The following is a 17,572-nucleotide window of genomic DNA, read 5'->3' on the forward strand; positions in this document are numbered from 1 at the left end:
TGGTCTGGAGCCTGAGACTGACTCGCTAGAGTTACTTGAGGTGAAGATGAAGCGCGATCGCACTTTAACTTCACCCCACCCAAAAATCTATCTCCCAAACTTCTGCCGGATGCGAGCCACAAAGATATCCACTTCTGGCAAATTCATCCGCGTAGCCAATAGGGCAAATACTCCCAAACCGACTAATCCCGCTACACTCAACTGCAACAACTGCGATAGTAAGCCACTGCTGCCAAAGGTTCGTTGTAATCCCCAACTGACGCCCCAACTGGCAATCCCTGCTAGGAAGCTACTACCTGTCAGCGCCAGAATTGGCAAACTCCACTCCCGCCAGGGTAAGCCATTCAGTTTGCGGTTCAGCAGCCACATCAGCACCAGCATGGAGAAAAGATTGACGCCTACGGTTGCCATCACTAAACCCGGTGCGCCAAACGGTCTGACAAACAGATAAGCAAGCAAGGCATTGAGAAAGATGCTAACGGCGCTAACCCGAAACGGCGTCTCGCCATCTCCCAAGGCATAAAACACCCGCACGATCACATCACGCCCCAGGTAAACAAACATCCCAAACCCGTACACAACTAGGATGGAAGCGACTAACTGAGAGGCTTCGCGGTCGAAAGCGTAACGTTCGTAAATCACCCGGACTATCGGTACAGCTAGGGTAATCATCAACGCCCCTAAGGGCAGCATGGTGAGGGCGGTGAGGAGCAGCCCTTGGCGAATCCGTTGCTTGAGTTCCACCCAATTTTCTGGTGCGGCAAGTCGGGAAAAAATCGGCAGCATTGGCACCAAAATCACATTGGAAATGATGCCGAGGGGCGTTTGTACCAGCAAGCCTGCATAGGTAAGGGCAGCGGCAGCTTGAGGGATGTAAGACGCGAAAAATAAAATGACGTAGAGGTTAATATGAGCCATGCCGGAGGAAAAGGTCGCCGGGCCCATAATTTTGATGACTTCTTTAACTCCTGGTTGCTTGAAATCAAATCGCAGCCGCAATGTTCCCATTCCTGCTTTCCACTGGGCGGGAACTTGCACCAACCACTGCAAGACAGCCCCCGCTAGGGTTCCCCAAGCCAGAACCAGACCACCAATCAGGGCATATTGAGGGGTTGTAACTTTGTCTCCCAATTGCAGCGTCAGGAAGACGAGTCCGATAATGACGGTGACGCTGGAAAATAAGGGGCTAATGGAAGGAAGCCAATAAAGTTCGGCGGCGTTGAGGCTGCCAAAGCCAATACCGATCAGCCCTGCCATGACTGCCATCGGAGCCATAATCTGTAACTGGGGAATGGCGATCGCACGAACTTCTGCATCTAATCCCGGTGCTACGATATCGATTAAGGTGCCAGCAAATAAAATCAAACCGATACAAACCAGCAGCAGGATTCCTCCCACCATTGTTGTAATCGTTTCCACCAACGGCGCAGCTTCGGATTTATCGCGCTTGGCAAGGACGCTGACAATGGCGCTGTGAAACGGGCCATTGATGCCACCTAGCAGAACCAACAAAAAGCCAGGAATCACATAGGCGTAGTTGTAAGCATCAGCAACGATTCCTACCCCAAAGGCAGCGGCGATCGCCTGTTGGCGAACTAACCCAAACACCTTACTAATCAGGGTGGCAACTGCCACAATCCCAGCAATTCCTGCTAGAGAACGAGCGGGTTTCTGCATTTTGGTCACAAACGGTTTACACTCCCCAGCATTAACTCATAACATTAGACGCGAATTTTGAACTATAGCAGGAATACTTTAGCGATTCAGCATTGAACCGCCGATCATCAGCACTGTTTTGGGGAAATGTGCAACAGGGTAATCGGTAGGTTTTAAGGCATTGCTCAAATCAGGCGATCGCACAAACGAAAAAGTGAGAAATTCTCACGTTCAAGCTTTATAGTAAAAATACGAGAAATCCTCACGTTTAAAGTGCAAGAGGAGTCAAAGCATGTCGAAACAGATCGTCATTGTTGGAGCCGGGCCCGGTGGTTTAGCAACAGCGATGCGACTCGCAAGCCAGGGATACCAAGTCCAAATCTTTGAGGCGGCTGACAGAGTTGGCGGACGAATGCGGGGCTTTGAAGAGGGGTCTTATGCCTTCGATACGGGCCCAACCATTCTTCAGGTTCCCCGCGTATATGAGGAATTATTCACCGAGTCGGGACTGAAGCTATCCGACTATATCCATTTCAAGCAACTCGATCCGAATACACGGCTTCACTTCTGGGATGGTAGCCAGCTTGACTTGACCTCCAATTTGGATGCGTTTAAAGCCCAGCTAGCGTCGATGCGTGCAGATTTACCGGAGGCATTTGACCATTGGTATGCAGAGCATGTGCGGAAGAACCTGCTGGGGTATAAGCCTTATTTAGGTACGCCAGTCCGTCCAATACTTGGGTATCTGCGTCCCGATGAAATTGCCGCTGCTTTGTCCTTTCGCCCCTGGGAAAGCCTCTATCAACATTTTTGGCGGTTTTTCAAGGATGAGCGGTTGGTTTACGCCCTCAGCTATTCATCGAAATACTTAGGAATGCATCCCACCCTTTGCTCTAGCATTTTTAGCCTGATTCCGTTTCTAGAATTTGCTGACGGCGTTTGGCATCCAGAGGGAGGATTCCGCGCCCTCGCCCAATCTATGGCTCAAGCAGCAAGGGATTTGGGGGTACAAATTCACTTGAATTGTCCGGTGAAGCAAGTTTGGATTGAGCAGAATTGCGCTCGTGGGGTGGAATTAGCGACCAGCGATCGCATTCCTGCGGATGCAGTCGTCGTGAATGCAGATTTTGGCTATGGTATCCGACACTTGGTGCCAGAGTCAGCTCGCGGTCGCTATAGCGATCGCAAACTCAATCGCCTGCAGTTTTCCTGCTCAACGTTTATGCTCTATCTAGGCATTAATCGTCGCTACGAAAATTTACCCCACCATCAACTTTATCTGTCCGATCGCATTCGCAGTCGAGAACGCCCTTGGGTAGACGATTCCGCTTTGGACGAAAAAGATCCGCCCTTTTACGTCTGCAATCCAACGATCGTAGACCCTAGTAATGCACCTGCTGGACATAGCACGCTGTTTGTGTTGGTGCCAATTCCGAATACGTCTCATAACGTTGACTGGGTAACGTCGCAGCAGGCATACCGCGACTTGATTATTCAACGGATGTCTCTGCTAGGCTACGACAACCTAGAGCAGCATATTGTGACGGAAACTTGTTACACGGCTCCCACTTGGCGCGATGATTATCGAGTCCATTTAGGTGCTGTTTTTAATCTCACCCATAGCTGGAATCAGCTTGGGCCATTTCGCCCACCGATTCGATCGGATAGTCTCCGCCGACTGTATTGGATTGGTGGTGCCGTTCATCCGGGTAGCGGATTGTTAACCATTCTGGAAGCAGCACGCAGTGCTACTACATTCGTTAGGCAGGATTTGGATATGCCTTCCCTTGTAACCAAATCCGGTAATCAGTAGAGGCGCTTATAGTAGTTTTCAACTGGCTGCAATACAGGATTCTGTAGGGGCGCAAAGCAAGAGCGCTCCTACCCTTGTGGTACAGAAAGCGTGAAAATTGCTGTATAGACAAAGTGCTGAGTGGTAGGGGAACGGGAAGCCGCCTGCATTTTGATTTGCTGGGGGAGGATATCACCGCCAACCCAGCCAGCGAAGGATGGGAACTAGTAAATAATGACTGACCCCCAGCCAGAACGCGAAGGTGATGGCAAAAAGACAAAACAGAGCAATACTCGCTCCAAAACTTGGCCAGTTGGCGTAGGAGAGGATATTCATGAAGGGGTCAGGGGGCAAGAAATTTAAGGCAACTAAACCCGCCAGAACGCCACTAGTTCCCAAGGCAGTAACGAGGGCGTGAACTAGGTGATGGCTGGGCAAACCTAAACCGAGAGCCATCGGCATCGCAGCGATCGCAATTAATCCCACCCAACTTTCGGGAGGAGCATTGGGCGTCAATTGCCAAATTAAGCCGCTCAATCCGTAGCCAAAAATCCCCATTAATCCCGCAATTATCGGACGCCGACGCTGTTCAAAGCCTCCTGCTGCCGTTAGTCCGCCTGCGGTTCCTAATCCGGCGGCAACAAATAACAAAATTTCTGGGCCGATTGTTCCTTCTGCACCGGGAAACAGACGCAGTAGCTGTTGGGAGAGAATACTTGCCGTAGCGTTACCCACAACCGTCCAGTACGCCAGCACAAACCCTGCCACTGTACCGACAGCCGCACCAATCGCGCCGAGAATCATCTCCCAGGTCGTATCCAGACAAGCTTTAACCAGCCGAATTGTTGCCCGGATGAAGAACATCGAGGCATTGGTCATACCACCACCCACAACCGCGATCGCGCCGACTACTTCTGTAATACTTCTTTGAGCAACTTGGGCGATCGTATCTGTGAAAATGGGTTTTGGCTGGCTTATCTGCGTCTTCAATTGGGAAAAATTTGCCAGTCGCCCTTGCATCTCCCTTGCGGTTGCAGGTCGTTCTTGCACATCTAGACGCACCATATCATCCAGCAAATCCGCTAGATCTGGGCTGACGCGAAGGCAATGACGCCAGCGCAACTCCCCGGAAATTGGGTCTTCCAAATCCGGTGGATACTGTCCCGTCAGCAGGTGAATCAACGTTCGTCCTAGGGCGTAAAAGTCAGTCGCAGGCCCCACAACTCCCCCCACTACTTGTTCTGGGGGGCTGTAGCCAGAGGAAAATAAGCGAGTAGAACTGGCTTGCGCTCTAGATTGCGCCGAACCCATTTGTTTTGCCCCACCAAAGTCAATTAAGACTAACTGACCCCCCGGAATTTGTCCGGGAATAGCAGTGGATGCATCCTGGGGGAGGCGCAGCATCAAGTTAGACGGCTTAATGTCGCGATGGATAATCTGACGTTGATGCAATTCCTGCAAAATCTCAACGGCTTGACTGAGCCAGTTTCGCACTACCGTCTCAGAACAGCCTTGGGGATTTTTATCCAGAATATCCTGCAAGGTATGACCGTTGATTTTCTCCATCACCAGACAGGGGATGATGCGAGGCGGATTCCCTAGGGTGATTTGAAAATAACCGTCTGGATCGCTGCTGGGGATGCCGGGATGCTTTAAGTTGCTCAACACCGCCGCTTCTTGCTCGAACAGTTGCAATGCCTTGGGAGAGGTTTCCACTAATACCTTTAGCACCCGCTCTGTTTGCGTCTGTAAGTCCCAAATACTGTAGAGGATGGCAAATCCCCCTGTCCCTAGTAGCTGCAGTGGCAAGTAGCGATCGTTCAACCGTAACAGGGAACCACAGCTATTGCAAAATTTGTTATCCCAACGCTGCGGATAGGGATGAGGACAATCAGGATTAATACAGTGAACGGCACTAGCAACAGACAAAGGTTACAACCGCTCTCAATAAGGGCGTGCGATTTGATTCTACACAAAGAAGATACGGCTGGCGAATTCCCAAAGAGGGGTAAGAGGTAGGAGTGAAGAGACAGGGTGAGAATTCTCTAAATTCTTGCTACACATAATCTTCTAGCTCCCCCTTAATAATCTACGCTGTACCCATCTCTTACTAGATGTGATGGACGAGAGACACCTGGGGATACGAGAGTCGCCGCCTTACCTTGAGCGAGACGCCACAAGCTGGATTTTCTTGCTAAACAGCGGGCTGAGCAAAATCATCAGCTTAATAGCTATTGGGGCGAAGATAAGGCTGAAGAACAGACAAATCCCTGCGGTGACGGCTGCTGCTACCTGGACGATTTCTTCTGAGGTATTAATACTGAGACAAGCAGCTACAGAGGCAAGAACCAGAGCGACTATGAAAGTTAGAAGCATCATTACAACCTCTTAACAAGACAAGATGTGGGTACGTTCCTTGGGGGGAAAAATCCCTACTTCCGTCTCTCCACTGCTTGAATACTGTCTATCAATGCTTTTACGAGTGGGGAGATGAACGAGTTACTTTACGTATTGTAATATACACTTTTTCTAATCAGGGTCAATCTCTCAGGGAAATTGTTTAGAAGCGATCGCATTTTAATTCCATAGTTAAACGCCGGAAATTGAGCTAAAACCAGGAAAACCGGCTCAAAGCAACAATTACCCTAGAGACTATTCTTCACGCACTCTTCACAATTTTGGAGGCTCAGTAGTGATGTTCCTCACATACCAGGCGTAGGTAGCATCACTAGAAAGCTGTAGCACGATCGCATTTTACTCAGGATGAGATCGCAGCGCGCTACCGTAAAATCACGGATATTTAGAAGTATCGAGTTCAGTCCTCAGTGCCATGTTTCTTCAACTTCAAATCCTCCCTGGTGCCATTTCTGAACTTTATGCTCAAGCCACGGCTTCAGGGTATCTAACCTTGGCTGACCGCTACGGGCTAATGGCAGCCGTATTAGAGATGGAAAGCCTGAATGAAGAAGAACATTGTGCTATTGACCGGATGCTGCGTGCTGTTCGCCAAGGAAAACTCACGGTAGTAGACAGGCTTTCAATAACCCGATAGAAGCGATCGCGCCAGAGCCGTTTTCTTGGGATATAGAGAAACCAATATTAGATATAGAGACAAGTATTTGTCCCTTTAACAAATTTTAAGTCTGAGCTATAGGTAGGGGCTTGCCCCATCATCATGCCCCTACTGTAATTTCTTAAGCAAACTGTTATCAGTTGAGTCAGGAGTTGTTTGTTGTTGGTAGTAGAAAAAGGCGATCGCCCCTTAACTCCCTCGACCTGCTAATGAGTAGATTATGGCTAACCATCCAACACTGAAAACCCTCCGGCTTAAACTTCGTCCTCTAACTGTCGCCGATGCCGATGTATTGTTTCCTGTGTTTAGTAATCCAGAAACAATGTGGTTCTTTGGGGAAGTTCACCGCAGCATTGACGAAACTAGAGGATTATTTGAGGCATTTATTCAAGGGGAGTACGCGGCAAATTCGCGCCAGTGGACAATCTGCCTGAAAGCAGGTCAAGTCATCGGCAGTTTATCAATCCACGGCGTAGAGGATGCGATCGCGCAAATGGGCTTCATCCTCCATGCCGATTATCAGGGTTATGGCTACGCCACTGAAGCTGTCCGGTCAGCCGTTGACTATGCCTTCACCGACTGGGGATTGCATCGGCTTTTCCTCAACATCGACCCCAACAACATCCCCTCCCAGCGAATCGCCCAAAAATTGGGCTTCACCCTCGAAGGGCATCTCCGCCAGAGTTTCTACCTTCGAGGGATCTATTTGGATGAGTTAGTTTACGGTCTGCTGGTGTCAGAGTGGACGCCTTCTGCCAAAGAGCCAACAACTGACAAGAGATCGTCCTTTGAGCTGATTTAATGCCATCACTGACGTTCCATTGTCCAGGCAATCGGAGGAACTGGATGGCAGGCGAGGGGTTTTTGCAGCGCGTTCGGCCCTGTTTCTGCATCCAAGGCATTGACTACCTGGTTGTAAAAATCATCTGCTTGCTGAAGCGAATCACCGATGCAGGTGACTCCCAGCTTGCCAAACTCCGAGAGCGCCCCCATCAAGTGGAACACGCTGCCTGTTTTGGTGCTGCTATCAAAATGCAGCCGATGCTGGGCAATGATATCCATCAAGTCGTGAGGCAACAGTCCCTGATAGCGGGGTTTTTGCAGGTTATCGGAGGCCATATAGTATTTCTCTTGACCCTGCTGGCTGTAAAACAACCCGGTTGAATAGTCATAACGACCGTTCGTTAGATAGTTGAGGGTCATAAAAGGATGGGTTGTGCCACCTTTACGTACGTTAATTTCAATTGCTTGTAAATCCCAGGCAGGAACCTTGCCCTCAGGCTGACGAACCGCAACAAAATCAACGGCGTAGCGCTCCATTGCACCTTTGGCGGCTAAGACTTTACCCACTCGCATTCCCAGGTCTTGCAGCCGGAGTCGGTAAGCGCTGTCAGAGGGAAAGCGGCAACCGAGGTAAATTTGTTGATCTGGCCCTCCCAAGATTTGATCGTGGGTGGAGAGAATTTCCACTTCTCCATTGGGCGCAATGTAGCCTTGAACACTAGGCGATCGCTTTTCTTCTCCTTCAATAAATCCTTCGACAATTGCCCCCAACTCAGGAATCCGGTTAGAGAAATTTGTCCAAGTTTCATCCTGCGACTGAAAACTCAGCTTTTCCATTTGCTCATCCAGTACAGCTACCCGTTGCGAGTGGGAGGCTGTCTCTGGTGCTACTGATTGGATGTTTCTCAAGTCCAAAATCGCATTCCCTTCTCCGGAAAAACCTTCATTGAGCTTGACAACCATCCGCTGCAAATGCGGCTGACGTTCCCACAACTCAGCAGCAGCTTCGGCTAAATCGTCAGTACTCCAGACAGATTCGTTACAGCCATCGGGATAAGGAACGCCACTTTCAGCAAAAATTTTCCGACTCCCGCTCTTAGTACCCCAGTGCAATAAATCCGGGTCTTGGGCAAGCAGAGGCAGCCCTAAGGCTACCGACAACTCTCGCTCTAAAGGCGTCGAGTTGTAACAAACCATGTAAGACTTGTTCGGGCGCAGGGCTTGGCGAATCCGCTCCATCAATCGTGGACGCTCTAAAATCTTTTGAGTCAGGGGCTTGAGAGAAGCGTCGTAGGTGGAAAGGAGCAGTAAGCGATCGCGAGCATGGGAAAAGGGAATCCCCGGCAGTAGTTGCAAGTAATAATCGATCACAATCGGCGACATCGGCTGTGCCGTGACGTAAACTAGCCGAGTGCGGGGGTTACGTAAGCGAATCAGAGAAAATAGCAGCCGCTCTTCGTAGTGCAAAAAGCCCGGAATCTTGATCAGTTCTCGCTGATCGACGCTGAAGGAGGGAACGACAAGAATGTCTTGGTCTTCCAAATCAGACAAATCGACTGTCGCCGTGGCGCGAACTTGTAACTGCTTCTGAAGTTCCCGAAACTGCTCTACTTGGTTAGAGGCAGAACTATCTAACGCTTGCATTACCCCAAACCCCTTAAATCATGCTGATAATAGCGATTTTAACGGCTACAGGGTGTGTAGGCGTCTATACAAGGATTTATTCTTAGATACAAAAAATGGAAAAGTGCGATCGCATCCGTTGTAGCCACGAATACAACAAATTAATGAATACACCTGATTGAGTATCAGGAAAGGCAAGACATAGTGCCTTGCCCTCAGCAAACTCTACCCGCAATTACGCAGGCTTATAAGCAACCCAGTACTTGCTCATAAAGTGATTTTCCGTCGAGATATTCTCAAACCCTGCTTTTTCCAGACGCTCTACCAAGTCATCGTTGATGTAGCTTCTGTAGTAAGGCTCGTGGAACATGGTGGGGAAATTTTCCATCATTGGCATCATTTCTGGCGAGTCAATCGCCTGAATCGAGTCACAGATGACAAAAACTCCTCCCGGTTGGGTGACGCGGAAGCATTGCTCAATCACACGCTGACGTACCGCTGGCGGCAACTCATGGAAGAGGAAAACACAAGTAATACCGTGGAAGTAGTTATCCAGGTACGGTAACTCCTCAGCATTTGCTTGTATGAGTTGCGGCAACTCACCCGGATTTTCCGATAGGAGTTGATTTGCCTTCCGCAGGTAAGCAGGGGATAAATCCGTCCCAAATAAAGAAGCCTCCGGCAACATTCCCCGAATAAACTTCAAGGTACGACCTGTTCCGCAAGCCGTATCCAGCACACGGATTTGGTGCGGTGGTACGGTGTCAAATGCCTTTAGTCCTTGCTTGAGGGGAGCTAGCACGCGCCGTCGCATGGCATCAGCAGAACCGTTGAAGAGAATTTCTACCTGCAAGTCATACAGGTTGGCAGACCAATCGCTAAGGTAGCCGTCTGTTTGATGGTGGAAGTTTTGCAGGTAGTAGCTGGGATATCCTGCCGTCGGAATGTCAGGTGAAAACTCCTGATGTCGCTTCTGGTTGGCACGTTCCCAAATGTTCGGCATATCGAGCCATATTGCGGGGTAGTACAAAAAGAAGTCTTCCCAAGGGTTATCAAAAAGCAAGCTGGAGGGATACACGCCCCGTTGTGAATCCTCCCAATCTGTTTCGATGATCTGATTGAGTCTTTGCTGAATCTTAAGCAAAAGCTTCGGGTCTACAGGTTTAGTCTTCAGCTCATTAACTGGGGGAGCAACCAGGTTTAGTAGCTGCGAACTGATTACCTTGTGGGCTAGACCAAAGTAGCTTTTGCCCTGCTGAAAGGACTGATAAGCCAGTTTGGTTATCGTTTCAGACATGGGAAATGCTTAGTGAATTTTAATAAGTTTTGTTGACTGTAAATAAGTGTAACGGAAAAAATGAGAACGCTTCCTCTGCTCAAAGTCTGATTATGCCTAAATAGCGGCTGAAGTTAGACTTAAAAAAACAGCCATCTCAGGTGATGGCTGGGTCAATACTGATGAACTAAGTAGTCAGAAGGGGAAAAGTCGATAAAGACGCAGGATAAAGGAGGAATTTCCGCATTTTTCCTTCTTCCTTTATCCTGGAGTCTTAATCGTTTCGTCCTAATCGGCGATCGCTATTAAACGTCGTAGTACAGAGCAAACTCATGAGGATGAGGACGCAGCTTCATGGGGTTAACTTCTTTATCGAGCTTGTACTCAATCCAGTTAGAAATGAAGTCTTCTGTAAAGACACCGGGATTGGTTAAGAAGGCATGGTCATTTTGCAGAGCGGCTAGTGCCAAATCTAGAGAACCTGGGGTAGAAGGAATCTTGCTCAGTTCCTCAGGGCTGAGGTCGTAGATATCGACATCTAAGGGTTCGCCGGGGTCAATTTCGTTCTTGATGCCATCAATCCCTGCACAGAGCATGGCTGCAAAGGCGAGGTAGGGGTTGCAGGTGGCATCAGGACAACGGAACTCTAAGCGCTTCGCCTTGGGATTCATGCCAGACAGAGGAATCCGGATGGAGGCAGAACGGTTACCTTGGGAGTAAGCCAGGTTTACTGGAGCTTCAAAGCCAGGAACCAAGCGTTTGTAGGAGTTAGTGCTGGGGTTGGTTAGAGCCAATAGTGCGGGAGCGTGCTTTAAGATACCACCGATGTAATGCAATGCCATCTTGCTCATGTTGGCATAGCCTCCTTCTTCCCAGAACAGAGGCTTCCCGTCTCTCCAGATGGATTGGTGGGTGTGCATCCCAGAACCGTTGTCATTAAACAGTGGCTTGGGCATGAAGGTAACGGTTTTGCCGTACTTCCTGGCAACGTTTTTGATGACATACTTATAGGTCATCAAGTAGTCAGCCGCTTCAATCAGACGAGCAAAGCGGAAACCGAGTTCATTTTGTCCACCTGTGGCGACTTCATGGTGGTGCTTCTCAATGGGTACGCCGCACTCTGCCATCGTCAGCAGCATTTCGGTACGCATGTCTTGCATCGTATCGGTGGGTGCAACGGGAAAGTAACCTTCTTTATAACGGGGTTTGTATCCCAGGTTACCGCCGGGTTCTTCTTTGCCGGAGTTCCAACGTCCCTCAACGGAGTCTACGTAGTAGTAGCCTGTGTTTTCTGTTTGGTCGAAGCGGACATCATCAAAGATAAAGAATTCTGCTTCTGGGCCAAAGAAGGCGGTGTCCCCCAGTCCTGTAGAGTTTAGAAATTCAATGGCTTTTGCCGCAATTGTACGGGGATCGCGGTCGTAGAATTCTCCGGTTCGCGGCTCTTTGATGCTGCAAATCATGCTCAGGGTTTTTTCTTGCATGAATGGATCGATCCAGGCTGTCTTGGGATCGGGCACCATTGCCATGTCAGATTCATTGATGGATTTCCAACCCCGAATACTGGAACCATCAAAAGGAACGCCCTCGTCAAAGGAATTTTCGTCGATTTGATCGAAGTAGAATGAGCAGTGCTGCCAGATTCCTGGCATGTCAATAAATTTGAGGTCAATTATTTTAATGTTCTCGTCTCGAATCATTTTCAAGACTTCTTGGGGGGTTTCTGGCATGAAAGACTCCTTTGGTCGGGGTGACTGGTGAAGGGAACTAAGTAATTTAAGATATTGCCCGGAAGTATAGGATTTGGTCAACAGTAGGCATAGCTACTGACGGGGAAATTGGAGCCTAAAAGGGTAGGGGGGCTGGTTAGATTTGCTCTGAGTAAGCGAAAAACTGCCACTTTTTACCTCATACCTCAATGCTTTGGCAAGGGCGTCAGCATCTTTAGCATCTAGAGGGGTCGTGAATGGGCGATTTTTTCTAGGGTAAGCCGCTAGGCGATCGCTATTTGTACACCCTGCTTGGTAAATTCCCACTTTCCTTGAAGCCTAAGTTCCTCTATACCTGACTCATCCTAAGGAGACGTTACCTGCACTTTTGTATACCAGGTTACAGAATCTCTCTGACCGCTTCTGTGGTTTGAAGAAAGGTTAAAAATTGTAGCAAAATTAATAAACCATGACCAAGCCGCTCATATTACCGATAGAATTGTATCAAAAGCTACATAATTTTCTAATTTATTATGAATTCTATTTTTGGCAATGAAACTCTTGAGGAGCAAGAAGCTAACCGATACCGCGCCGGACAGCGGGTGGAGTTAAAGTCTCGACCGGGTGTGGTGGCTGTGATCGCAGAATACGACCCGATGATGGTTCCTTCGATCTGGTTGGTGGGTGACCCTAAGCCGCGCTATCCCCACGAGTTGAACTTACTTGCCCAACCTATGATGATTTGTTGGTTAAATAATTTTCCAAAACGTGCTGGGGCTGGACATCCAGGGATCAAGTCACGCGATCGCATTGCCACAGCCTCCTGATAAAATGCCAGATTGATCTGTGTATTCAGGTAAAGTTGCTGCCGATTAACGCCTTTGCTGGTCAAGGCTATGCAATTATTTATAGATAGAGTTTTGCAAATTGTTGTTGGGAGAGCAGTTTAATGCGCGATGCAGTTACAACTCTCATAAGAAATTATGACGGCACTGGTCGTTATTTAGATCGTAATGCGATTGATTCATTAAAGTCTTACTTTGAAAGCGGAACAGAACGAGTAACGGCAGCTACTGCGATCAATGCCAATGCTGCGTCAATCGTCAAGCAGGCGGGTTCGCAGTTATTTGAAGAACTGCCAGAGTTGATTCGTCCGGGTGGCAACGCTTACACGACGCGTCGCTATTCTGCCTGTCTGCGGGATATGGATTATTACCTGCGCTATGCCAGCTACGCCCTCGTTGCTGGAGATAGCTATGTGCTGGATCAAAGAGTACTACAAGGATTGCGGGAAACCTACAATTCCTTGGGTGTACCCATTGCTCCCACTGTACGCGGTATCCAGATTATGAAGGATATCGTTAAGACAATGGCGGCAGAAATGGGCGTGAACGATACCTCGTTTATCGATCAGCCCTTTGACCACATGACTCGCGAGTTGAGTGAACAGGACGTTTAAGAAAGCTAACTTGCAGGCGTTAAGCCTAGGGTTAGATCGGTCAGCCTAATTTAGGTACGTTAGAATCAAAGGAGCGATCGCGCTTTTTCCAGGGCAGGGGAAAGAGAGCGATCGCTTTTTCGTTGGGTAGCTTCGCATCTTGCACTTCTATACCTACATAGACTTCTTGCAAAAATCTTCTAGACCCCTCCCCAACCCTCCCCTTAGTAAGGGGAGGGAGCCAGATTTTTCTTGCTTCCCCCCTTACCAAGAGGGGACTGATAGCGAAGCGGGACGCAGTCCGGGGAATCTGGCTTTGACTTTTGCAAAAGGTCTAATGTAGAGGCATAACATATTACATCTCTACACATCTGCGATTTAGGCTTTAGCCTGTGAGTGGGAGAGGTGCTACAACTGAGTGAGTTCTGGTATTGATGAGTGATGGAACCTGTAACATTGACAGCAGCAGCGATCGCTACCTTAGCATTCAATAAATCAGTTGAAACCGTAGCAGAGAAGCTGACTGAAGGGGGAATTGAGAACTTAGAACAGCTACGTCAAAATATTTGGCAAAAGCTCAGAGGTAAGCCAAAAGCTGAGGAAGCACTCACTAAACTTGAACAAGGCTCGAAGGCAGAGTTAGATCAGGTTGCGGCGTACTTGCAAATTGCAATGGATGAGGATGATGCGTTTGCTCAAAAAGTGCGGGAGCTGGCACAAGAGATTCATCAACAAATTAATATTGACAAGATACAAGCGAAGGGCGTCCAGAATGTTTACGGTGGAGAAGGTTATCAATCCATAGATAACAGGGGTCAAACGTTCCAAGGTGGCAAGCATCAGCACATCTATCCGCCTAACCCTTGACTACAGCCGCCCGAATGGGAACGGGCAAAGTTAAATCCCCCTACTAAAAGACCTTACGAAAACCTCAAGCGCCGAGGCGTTGAGCGTGAACGATTTGTTGGGCGTGACGAATCACTCAAGGAACTGCACAACTTATTGCAGCGAAGCACTCAGGTAGCCATCACTGCTGCTGTTGTTGGTATGGGGGGCGTGGGGAAAAGTGAACTTGCCCTTCAGTATGCGCGGGAACACCTGAGAACTTATCCGGGGGGTGTTTGCTTCTTGGCTGCTAATGATTTTGCAGTCGATCTTGTGCGATTTGCCCGTCGGCTTTTCTTCCCTAATGTCAGTCTTGAGGACTTCTCGCTGGCTGAGCAAGTGGCGTACTGCTGGCAGCACTGGGCTGAGGGTGAGGTGTTGCTGGTAATTGATGATGTGACGGATTACGGACAGGTAAAGCCCTACTTGCCAGAACCAACCCGCTTTAAAGTGCTGATGACGACACGGCGACAGTTGGGAAAACCCGTACAACTACTGCGGCTAGATGTGCTAGATGAAGTGGCGGCGTTGGATTTGCTCAAGTTTTTGACTGATGTGGCACGGATTGAGGGGGAGTTGGAGGATGCTAAACAACTCTGTCGGCGGCTGGGCTACTTACCGTTAGCACTGGAATTGGTGGGGCGATATCTCAGTGACAGTCAGAGATGTAGTTTGCCTCTGAAAGTAATGCTGTCGCGCCTAGAAGCCAAGGGACTCAGGCACACTTCTCTGGAAGAAGCAAAATCAGAAATGACGGCTGAGCGAGGGGTGAGAGCCGCCTTTGAGTTGAGTTGGGAAGCGTTGAACGACAATTTTAAGGCTCAACAATTGGGCTGTTTTCTGAGTTTATTTGCCTTGGCTGCGATTCCTTGGGTGTTGGTAGAATTTGCGGCACCAGAGGAAGAGGCTGAAGAGTTAGAAGATGCCAGAGTGGCGTTGGAGGAGTTGCATTTACTGCAAGCGGCGGGTGAGGAGATTTACCTGTTGCATCAGTTGATTCGGGAGTTTTTTCGGGAGAAGTTGGAGGGGTTCGCTCAGGCGGATGAGATGAAACATGCCTTTGCAGCAGTGATGGTGGCAGAGGCAAAGAAAATTCCTCAGCAGCCGACGCTGGAGTTGATTGAGTCACTTAAGCCAGCTATTCCCCACCTTGAGGAATTGGCAAGCCAATTGACAAACTGGCTCAGTGATGAAGACTTAATTATGCTTTTTACAGGTTTAGGCTTGTTCTACCAAGGTCAAGGATTCTACCAACTGGCAGAACCTTGGTTAGAGAAATGTACAGAAGTAGCGAAATCGCTTCTTAGTGCGGATCATCCTGATGTTGCTACCAGCCTCAACAACTTAGCTCTTCTCTACTATTCCCAAGGACGCTACAGCGACGCCAAACCCTTGTGGAAGCAAGCTTTGGGTATCAATAAACGCTCTCTGCCCTACAACCATCCGCGCTTAGCCCTCAGCCTCAACAACTTAGCCGCACTCTACTATTCCCAAGGATGCTACAGCAAAGCCGAACCCTTGTACCAGAAAGCCTTATATATTCTTCGCCACTCTCTGCCCTACAACCATCCACAGTTAGCTGTCAGCCTCAACAACTTAGCCGCAGTCTACAAATCCCTAGGACAGTACAGAAGAGCGAAATACTTACTTCTGCGTGCTTTAGTAATAGATTGCCGCTCACTGCCTAAAGATCATCCGCAGCTAGCCCTGCACCTCAACAACTTAGCCGAACTCTACAAATCCCTAGGACAGAACGAAAATGTCGAATCCTTGTACCTGCAAGCCATAGAGATTAACCATCGCTCCTTGCCTCCAAACCATCCGCAGTTAAACCTGCCACTCAATAACTTAGCCTATTTCTATAAGTCACAAGGAGACTACGGCAAAGCAAAACTTTTGTATCAGAAAGCTTTGAAAATAAATCGTCGCTCCCTCCCTCGCGACCATCCGGAGATAGCCATCGACCTCAACAACTTAGCTGAACTCTACCGCGCCCAAGGAGACTACAGCAAAGCAAAACTTTTGTATCAGAAAGCTTTGAAAATAAGTCGTCGCTCCCTCCCTCGCGATCACCCGCAGTTAGCCACCCACCTCAACAACTTAGCTCTTCTCTACTATTCCCAAGGAGACTACGGCAAAGTGGAACCCTTGTTGCTGCAAGCCTTGGAGATCTTTCAGCGCAGCTTGCCGGAAAATCATCCTGATATAGTCGGAACTTGGCAAAATTTAGCCTTATTCTGGGTATCTGCAATTAGTGAAGGTCGGGCTAGTTTAGAGCAGTTGCGAGATCATCCTTTGGGGGCGCAACTTTGGGCGCAAATTCAAGTTTTGGAGCAAGAAAGTTAAATTACTCAGAATTGAAGCACCTCTCCCCCAACCCCTCTCTCAGGCTACGGTGTATACACAAGTCGGAGGAGATGGCTTCGCATCATGGAGATCCCCCCTAGCCAGGGTTAAAAAGGGGGGAACAGAGATCTTAGTCCCCCTTTTTAAGGGGGATGCGAGGGGGATCAGACAACCTTTTGCATCTTGGTAAGAGATCCCCCCTAGCCCCCCTTAATAAGGGGGGAACAGAAATCAAAGTCCCCCTTAAAAAGGAGGATGCGAGGGGGATCAAACAACTTTTGGGTGGCAATACGCTGTTAGGCTCAACTGCTATATTCCCTTTACTAAATAATTCGTGAAGGCAAAATCTCCAACTTGTCTAAAAAGTCGGGAATTTGAGGCGATCGCATTTCACAGGTGAAAACCGCACAGGGAAAATAGAGGTAGTGCGATCGCCTCCACCACCCCACTCATTGATAAGGGATGACAGGGCATCTGGTGAGGATGCCCCGACTAAATTTACATACACAATGTTATTTAACTCGACAGACTCTCCACACTGAGTGGAACCAAATCCCCACTTGCCGTCACGCCTAATAACATTGGCTCGTTCTCTTGAATAAACTGACCTGTGAGTACGCAGCGCTCGTCCCGATGAGCAGTTGCCTCTATACTGGCTCTAATATCGGAACGGGAAAACTCAGGTCGGTAATCGCCAGACTTCTGTTGCACGTAGTTCCAGAGGATATCCCGAATCAGTGCCTGATACCCCTGGTTGCCAGAAAGTTCTTTGAGTTTCTCCTTCAAATCTCGTTCCAGACGAATGCTGGTGACTTCCATGTCGGTGGTCGAAGTCCGGCTGATTGTACGCATCATGATTTTTTCCTCTAAAATATGTGGACATGTTCGTAATACAAGTGTAGTATTTAAAAGTTAGGATTCAAGTTTCCAGCCCATACTTTAATCAATTAATTCTAAGCGTGAGCCTTCTTATATCTACTTCCTCCACCAA

16 protein-coding genes, 1 pseudogene and 1 riboswitch are annotated in these 17,572 nt (G+C 48.7%); of the genes and pseudogenes, 8 read left to right on the forward strand and 9 right to left on the reverse strand.

Annotation, left to right across the window (positions count from 1 at the left end):
• Positions 1-87 precede the first annotated feature (87 nt).
• Positions 88-1,677, reverse strand: a complete 1,590-nt coding sequence (gene murJ, locus AC5JR3_RS21795) for a murein biosynthesis integral membrane protein MurJ (protein WP_495848727.1) — start codon at positions 1,675-1,677, stop codon at positions 88-90.
• 271 nt (positions 1,678-1,948) lie between these two features.
• Between murJ and AC5JR3_RS21800 the strand changes: the two genes are divergently transcribed.
• Positions 1,949-3,469, forward strand: coding sequence for a phytoene desaturase family protein (locus AC5JR3_RS21800; protein WP_495848673.1), 1,521 nt, complete (start codon positions 1,949-1,951; stop codon positions 3,467-3,469).
• A 171-nt stretch (positions 3,470-3,640) separates the two neighbouring features.
• Here the strand turns inward: AC5JR3_RS21800 and AC5JR3_RS21805 are convergent, their stop codons facing one another.
• Both AC5JR3_RS21805 and AC5JR3_RS21810 read right to left on the reverse strand, forming a co-directional pair.
• Positions 3,641-5,377, reverse strand: coding sequence for a serine/threonine protein kinase (locus tag AC5JR3_RS21805; RefSeq protein WP_495848674.1), 1,737 nt, complete (start codon positions 5,375-5,377; stop codon positions 3,641-3,643).
• Between the two features lie 228 nt (positions 5,378-5,605).
• Positions 5,606-5,827: a hypothetical protein gene (locus AC5JR3_RS21810; protein ID WP_495848675.1), complete on the reverse strand. Its 222-nt coding sequence runs from the start codon at positions 5,825-5,827 to the stop codon at positions 5,606-5,608.
• A 27-nt stretch (positions 5,828-5,854) separates the two neighbouring features.
• Positions 5,855-5,947, reverse strand: a riboswitch (Glutamine riboswitch).
• A gap of 331 nt (positions 5,948-6,278) precedes the next feature.
• On the opposite strand from AC5JR3_RS21810, the gene AC5JR3_RS21815 reads away from it, so the two are divergent.
• Together AC5JR3_RS21815 and AC5JR3_RS21820 are read left to right on the forward strand one after the other, a co-directional pair.
• Positions 6,279-6,500, forward strand: coding sequence for a hypothetical protein (locus AC5JR3_RS21815; RefSeq protein ID WP_495848676.1), 222 nt, complete (start codon positions 6,279-6,281; stop codon positions 6,498-6,500).
• Positions 6,501-6,741: 241 nt separating this feature from the next.
• On the forward strand, positions 6,742-7,323 hold the full coding sequence (locus AC5JR3_RS21820) for a GNAT family N-acetyltransferase (protein WP_495848677.1): 582 nt from the start codon (positions 6,742-6,744) through the stop codon (positions 7,321-7,323).
• Positions 7,324-7,328: 5 nt separating this feature from the next.
• Here AC5JR3_RS21820 and AC5JR3_RS21825 read toward each other — a convergent pair whose 3' ends face one another.
• From AC5JR3_RS21825 to glnA, 3 genes are all read right to left on the reverse strand, one after another.
• Positions 7,329-8,948 carry a peptide ligase PGM1-related protein gene (locus AC5JR3_RS21825; RefSeq protein ID WP_495848678.1) on the reverse strand — a complete coding sequence of 540 codons (1,620 nt, stop codon included), beginning with the start codon at positions 8,946-8,948 and terminating at the stop codon, positions 7,329-7,331.
• A gap of 214 nt (positions 8,949-9,162) precedes the next feature.
• Positions 9,163-10,224: a class I SAM-dependent methyltransferase gene (locus AC5JR3_RS21830; protein WP_495848679.1), complete on the reverse strand. Its 1,062-nt coding sequence runs from the start codon at positions 10,222-10,224 to the stop codon at positions 9,163-9,165.
• Between the two features lie 284 nt (positions 10,225-10,508).
• Positions 10,509-11,933 (reverse strand): type I glutamate--ammonia ligase, encoded by a 1,425-nt coding sequence (gene glnA, locus AC5JR3_RS21835; RefSeq protein WP_495848680.1) that lies wholly within the window; start codon positions 11,931-11,933, stop codon positions 10,509-10,511.
• A 512-nt stretch (positions 11,934-12,445) separates the two neighbouring features.
• Between glnA and AC5JR3_RS21840 the strand changes: the two genes are divergently transcribed.
• Both AC5JR3_RS21840 and apcB read left to right on the forward strand, forming a co-directional pair.
• The gene (locus AC5JR3_RS21840; RefSeq protein ID WP_495848681.1) at positions 12,446-12,739 is read left to right on the forward strand and encodes a hypothetical protein; all 294 of its coding nucleotides are present in this window, start codon (positions 12,446-12,448) and stop codon (positions 12,737-12,739) included.
• A 122-nt stretch (positions 12,740-12,861) separates the two neighbouring features.
• Positions 12,862-13,371, forward strand: a complete 510-nt coding sequence (apcB, locus tag AC5JR3_RS21845; RefSeq protein ID WP_495848682.1) for an allophycocyanin subunit beta — start codon at positions 12,862-12,864, stop codon at positions 13,369-13,371.
• Between the two features lie 40 nt (positions 13,372-13,411).
• Here the strand turns inward: apcB and AC5JR3_RS21850 are convergent, their stop codons facing one another.
• Entirely contained in the window at positions 13,412-13,543 is a 132-nt protein-coding gene (locus AC5JR3_RS21850; RefSeq protein ID WP_495848683.1) for a hypothetical protein, read from the reverse strand.
• 248 nt (positions 13,544-13,791) lie between these two features.
• Between AC5JR3_RS21850 and AC5JR3_RS21855 the strand changes: the two genes are divergently transcribed.
• From AC5JR3_RS21855 to AC5JR3_RS21865, 3 genes and pseudogenes are all read left to right on the forward strand, one after another.
• On the forward strand, positions 13,792-14,217 hold the full coding sequence (locus AC5JR3_RS21855) for a hypothetical protein (protein ID WP_495848684.1): 426 nt from the start codon (positions 13,792-13,794) through the stop codon (positions 14,215-14,217).
• A gap of 117 nt (positions 14,218-14,334) precedes the next feature.
• Positions 14,335-14,697: pseudogene (locus AC5JR3_RS21860) on the forward strand (NB-ARC domain-containing protein); the annotation flags it as partial.
• A gap of 741 nt (positions 14,698-15,438) precedes the next feature.
• Positions 15,439-16,581, forward strand: coding sequence for a tetratricopeptide repeat protein (locus AC5JR3_RS21865; RefSeq protein ID WP_495848728.1), 1,143 nt, complete (start codon positions 15,439-15,441; stop codon positions 16,579-16,581).
• Between the two features lie 358 nt (positions 16,582-16,939).
• On the opposite strand, the gene AC5JR3_RS21870 is transcribed toward AC5JR3_RS21865, so the two are convergent.
• Together AC5JR3_RS21870 and AC5JR3_RS21875 are read right to left on the reverse strand one after the other, a co-directional pair.
• Positions 16,940-17,089 carry a hypothetical protein gene (locus AC5JR3_RS21870; protein ID WP_495848685.1) on the reverse strand — a complete coding sequence of 50 codons (150 nt, stop codon included), beginning with the start codon at positions 17,087-17,089 and terminating at the stop codon, positions 16,940-16,942.
• 8 nt (positions 17,090-17,097) lie between these two features.
• The gene (locus tag AC5JR3_RS21875) at positions 17,098-17,433 is read right to left on the reverse strand and encodes a hypothetical protein (RefSeq protein WP_495848729.1); all 336 of its coding nucleotides are present in this window, start codon (positions 17,431-17,433) and stop codon (positions 17,098-17,100) included.
• Between the last annotated feature and the right edge of the window lie 139 nt (positions 17,434-17,572).

Source organism: Kastovskya adunca (assembly GCF_059505785.1).

Coding starts and splice junctions, on each gene's coding strand:
- murJ (WP_495848727.1), bottom strand. CDS start 1,677: ATGCAGAAACCCGCTCGTTCTCTAGCAGGAATTGCTGGGATTGTGGCA.
- AC5JR3_RS21800 (WP_495848673.1), top strand. CDS start 1,949: ATGTCGAAACAGATCGTCATTGTTGGAGCCGGGCCCGGTGGTTTAGCA.
- AC5JR3_RS21810 (WP_495848675.1), bottom strand. CDS start 5,827: ATGATGCTTCTAACTTTCATAGTCGCTCTGGTTCTTGCCTCTGTAGCT.
- AC5JR3_RS21815 (WP_495848676.1), top strand. CDS start 6,279: ATGTTTCTTCAACTTCAAATCCTCCCTGGTGCCATTTCTGAACTTTAT.
- AC5JR3_RS21820 (WP_495848677.1), top strand. CDS start 6,742: ATGGCTAACCATCCAACACTGAAAACCCTCCGGCTTAAACTTCGTCCT.
- AC5JR3_RS21825 (WP_495848678.1), bottom strand. CDS start 8,948: ATGCAAGCGTTAGATAGTTCTGCCTCTAACCAAGTAGAGCAGTTTCGG.
- AC5JR3_RS21830 (WP_495848679.1), bottom strand. CDS start 10,224: ATGTCTGAAACGATAACCAAACTGGCTTATCAGTCCTTTCAGCAGGGC.
- glnA (WP_495848680.1), bottom strand. CDS start 11,933: ATGCCAGAAACCCCCCAAGAAGTCTTGAAAATGATTCGAGACGAGAAC.
- AC5JR3_RS21840 (WP_495848681.1), top strand. CDS start 12,446: ATGAATTCTATTTTTGGCAATGAAACTCTTGAGGAGCAAGAAGCTAAC.
- apcB (WP_495848682.1), top strand. CDS start 12,862: ATGCGCGATGCAGTTACAACTCTCATAAGAAATTATGACGGCACTGGT.
- AC5JR3_RS21855 (WP_495848684.1), top strand. CDS start 13,792: ATGGAACCTGTAACATTGACAGCAGCAGCGATCGCTACCTTAGCATTC.
- AC5JR3_RS21865 (WP_495848728.1), top strand. CDS start 15,439: ATGCTTTTTACAGGTTTAGGCTTGTTCTACCAAGGTCAAGGATTCTAC.
- AC5JR3_RS21875 (WP_495848729.1), bottom strand. CDS start 17,433: ATGCGTACAATCAGCCGGACTTCGACCACCGACATGGAAGTCACCAGC.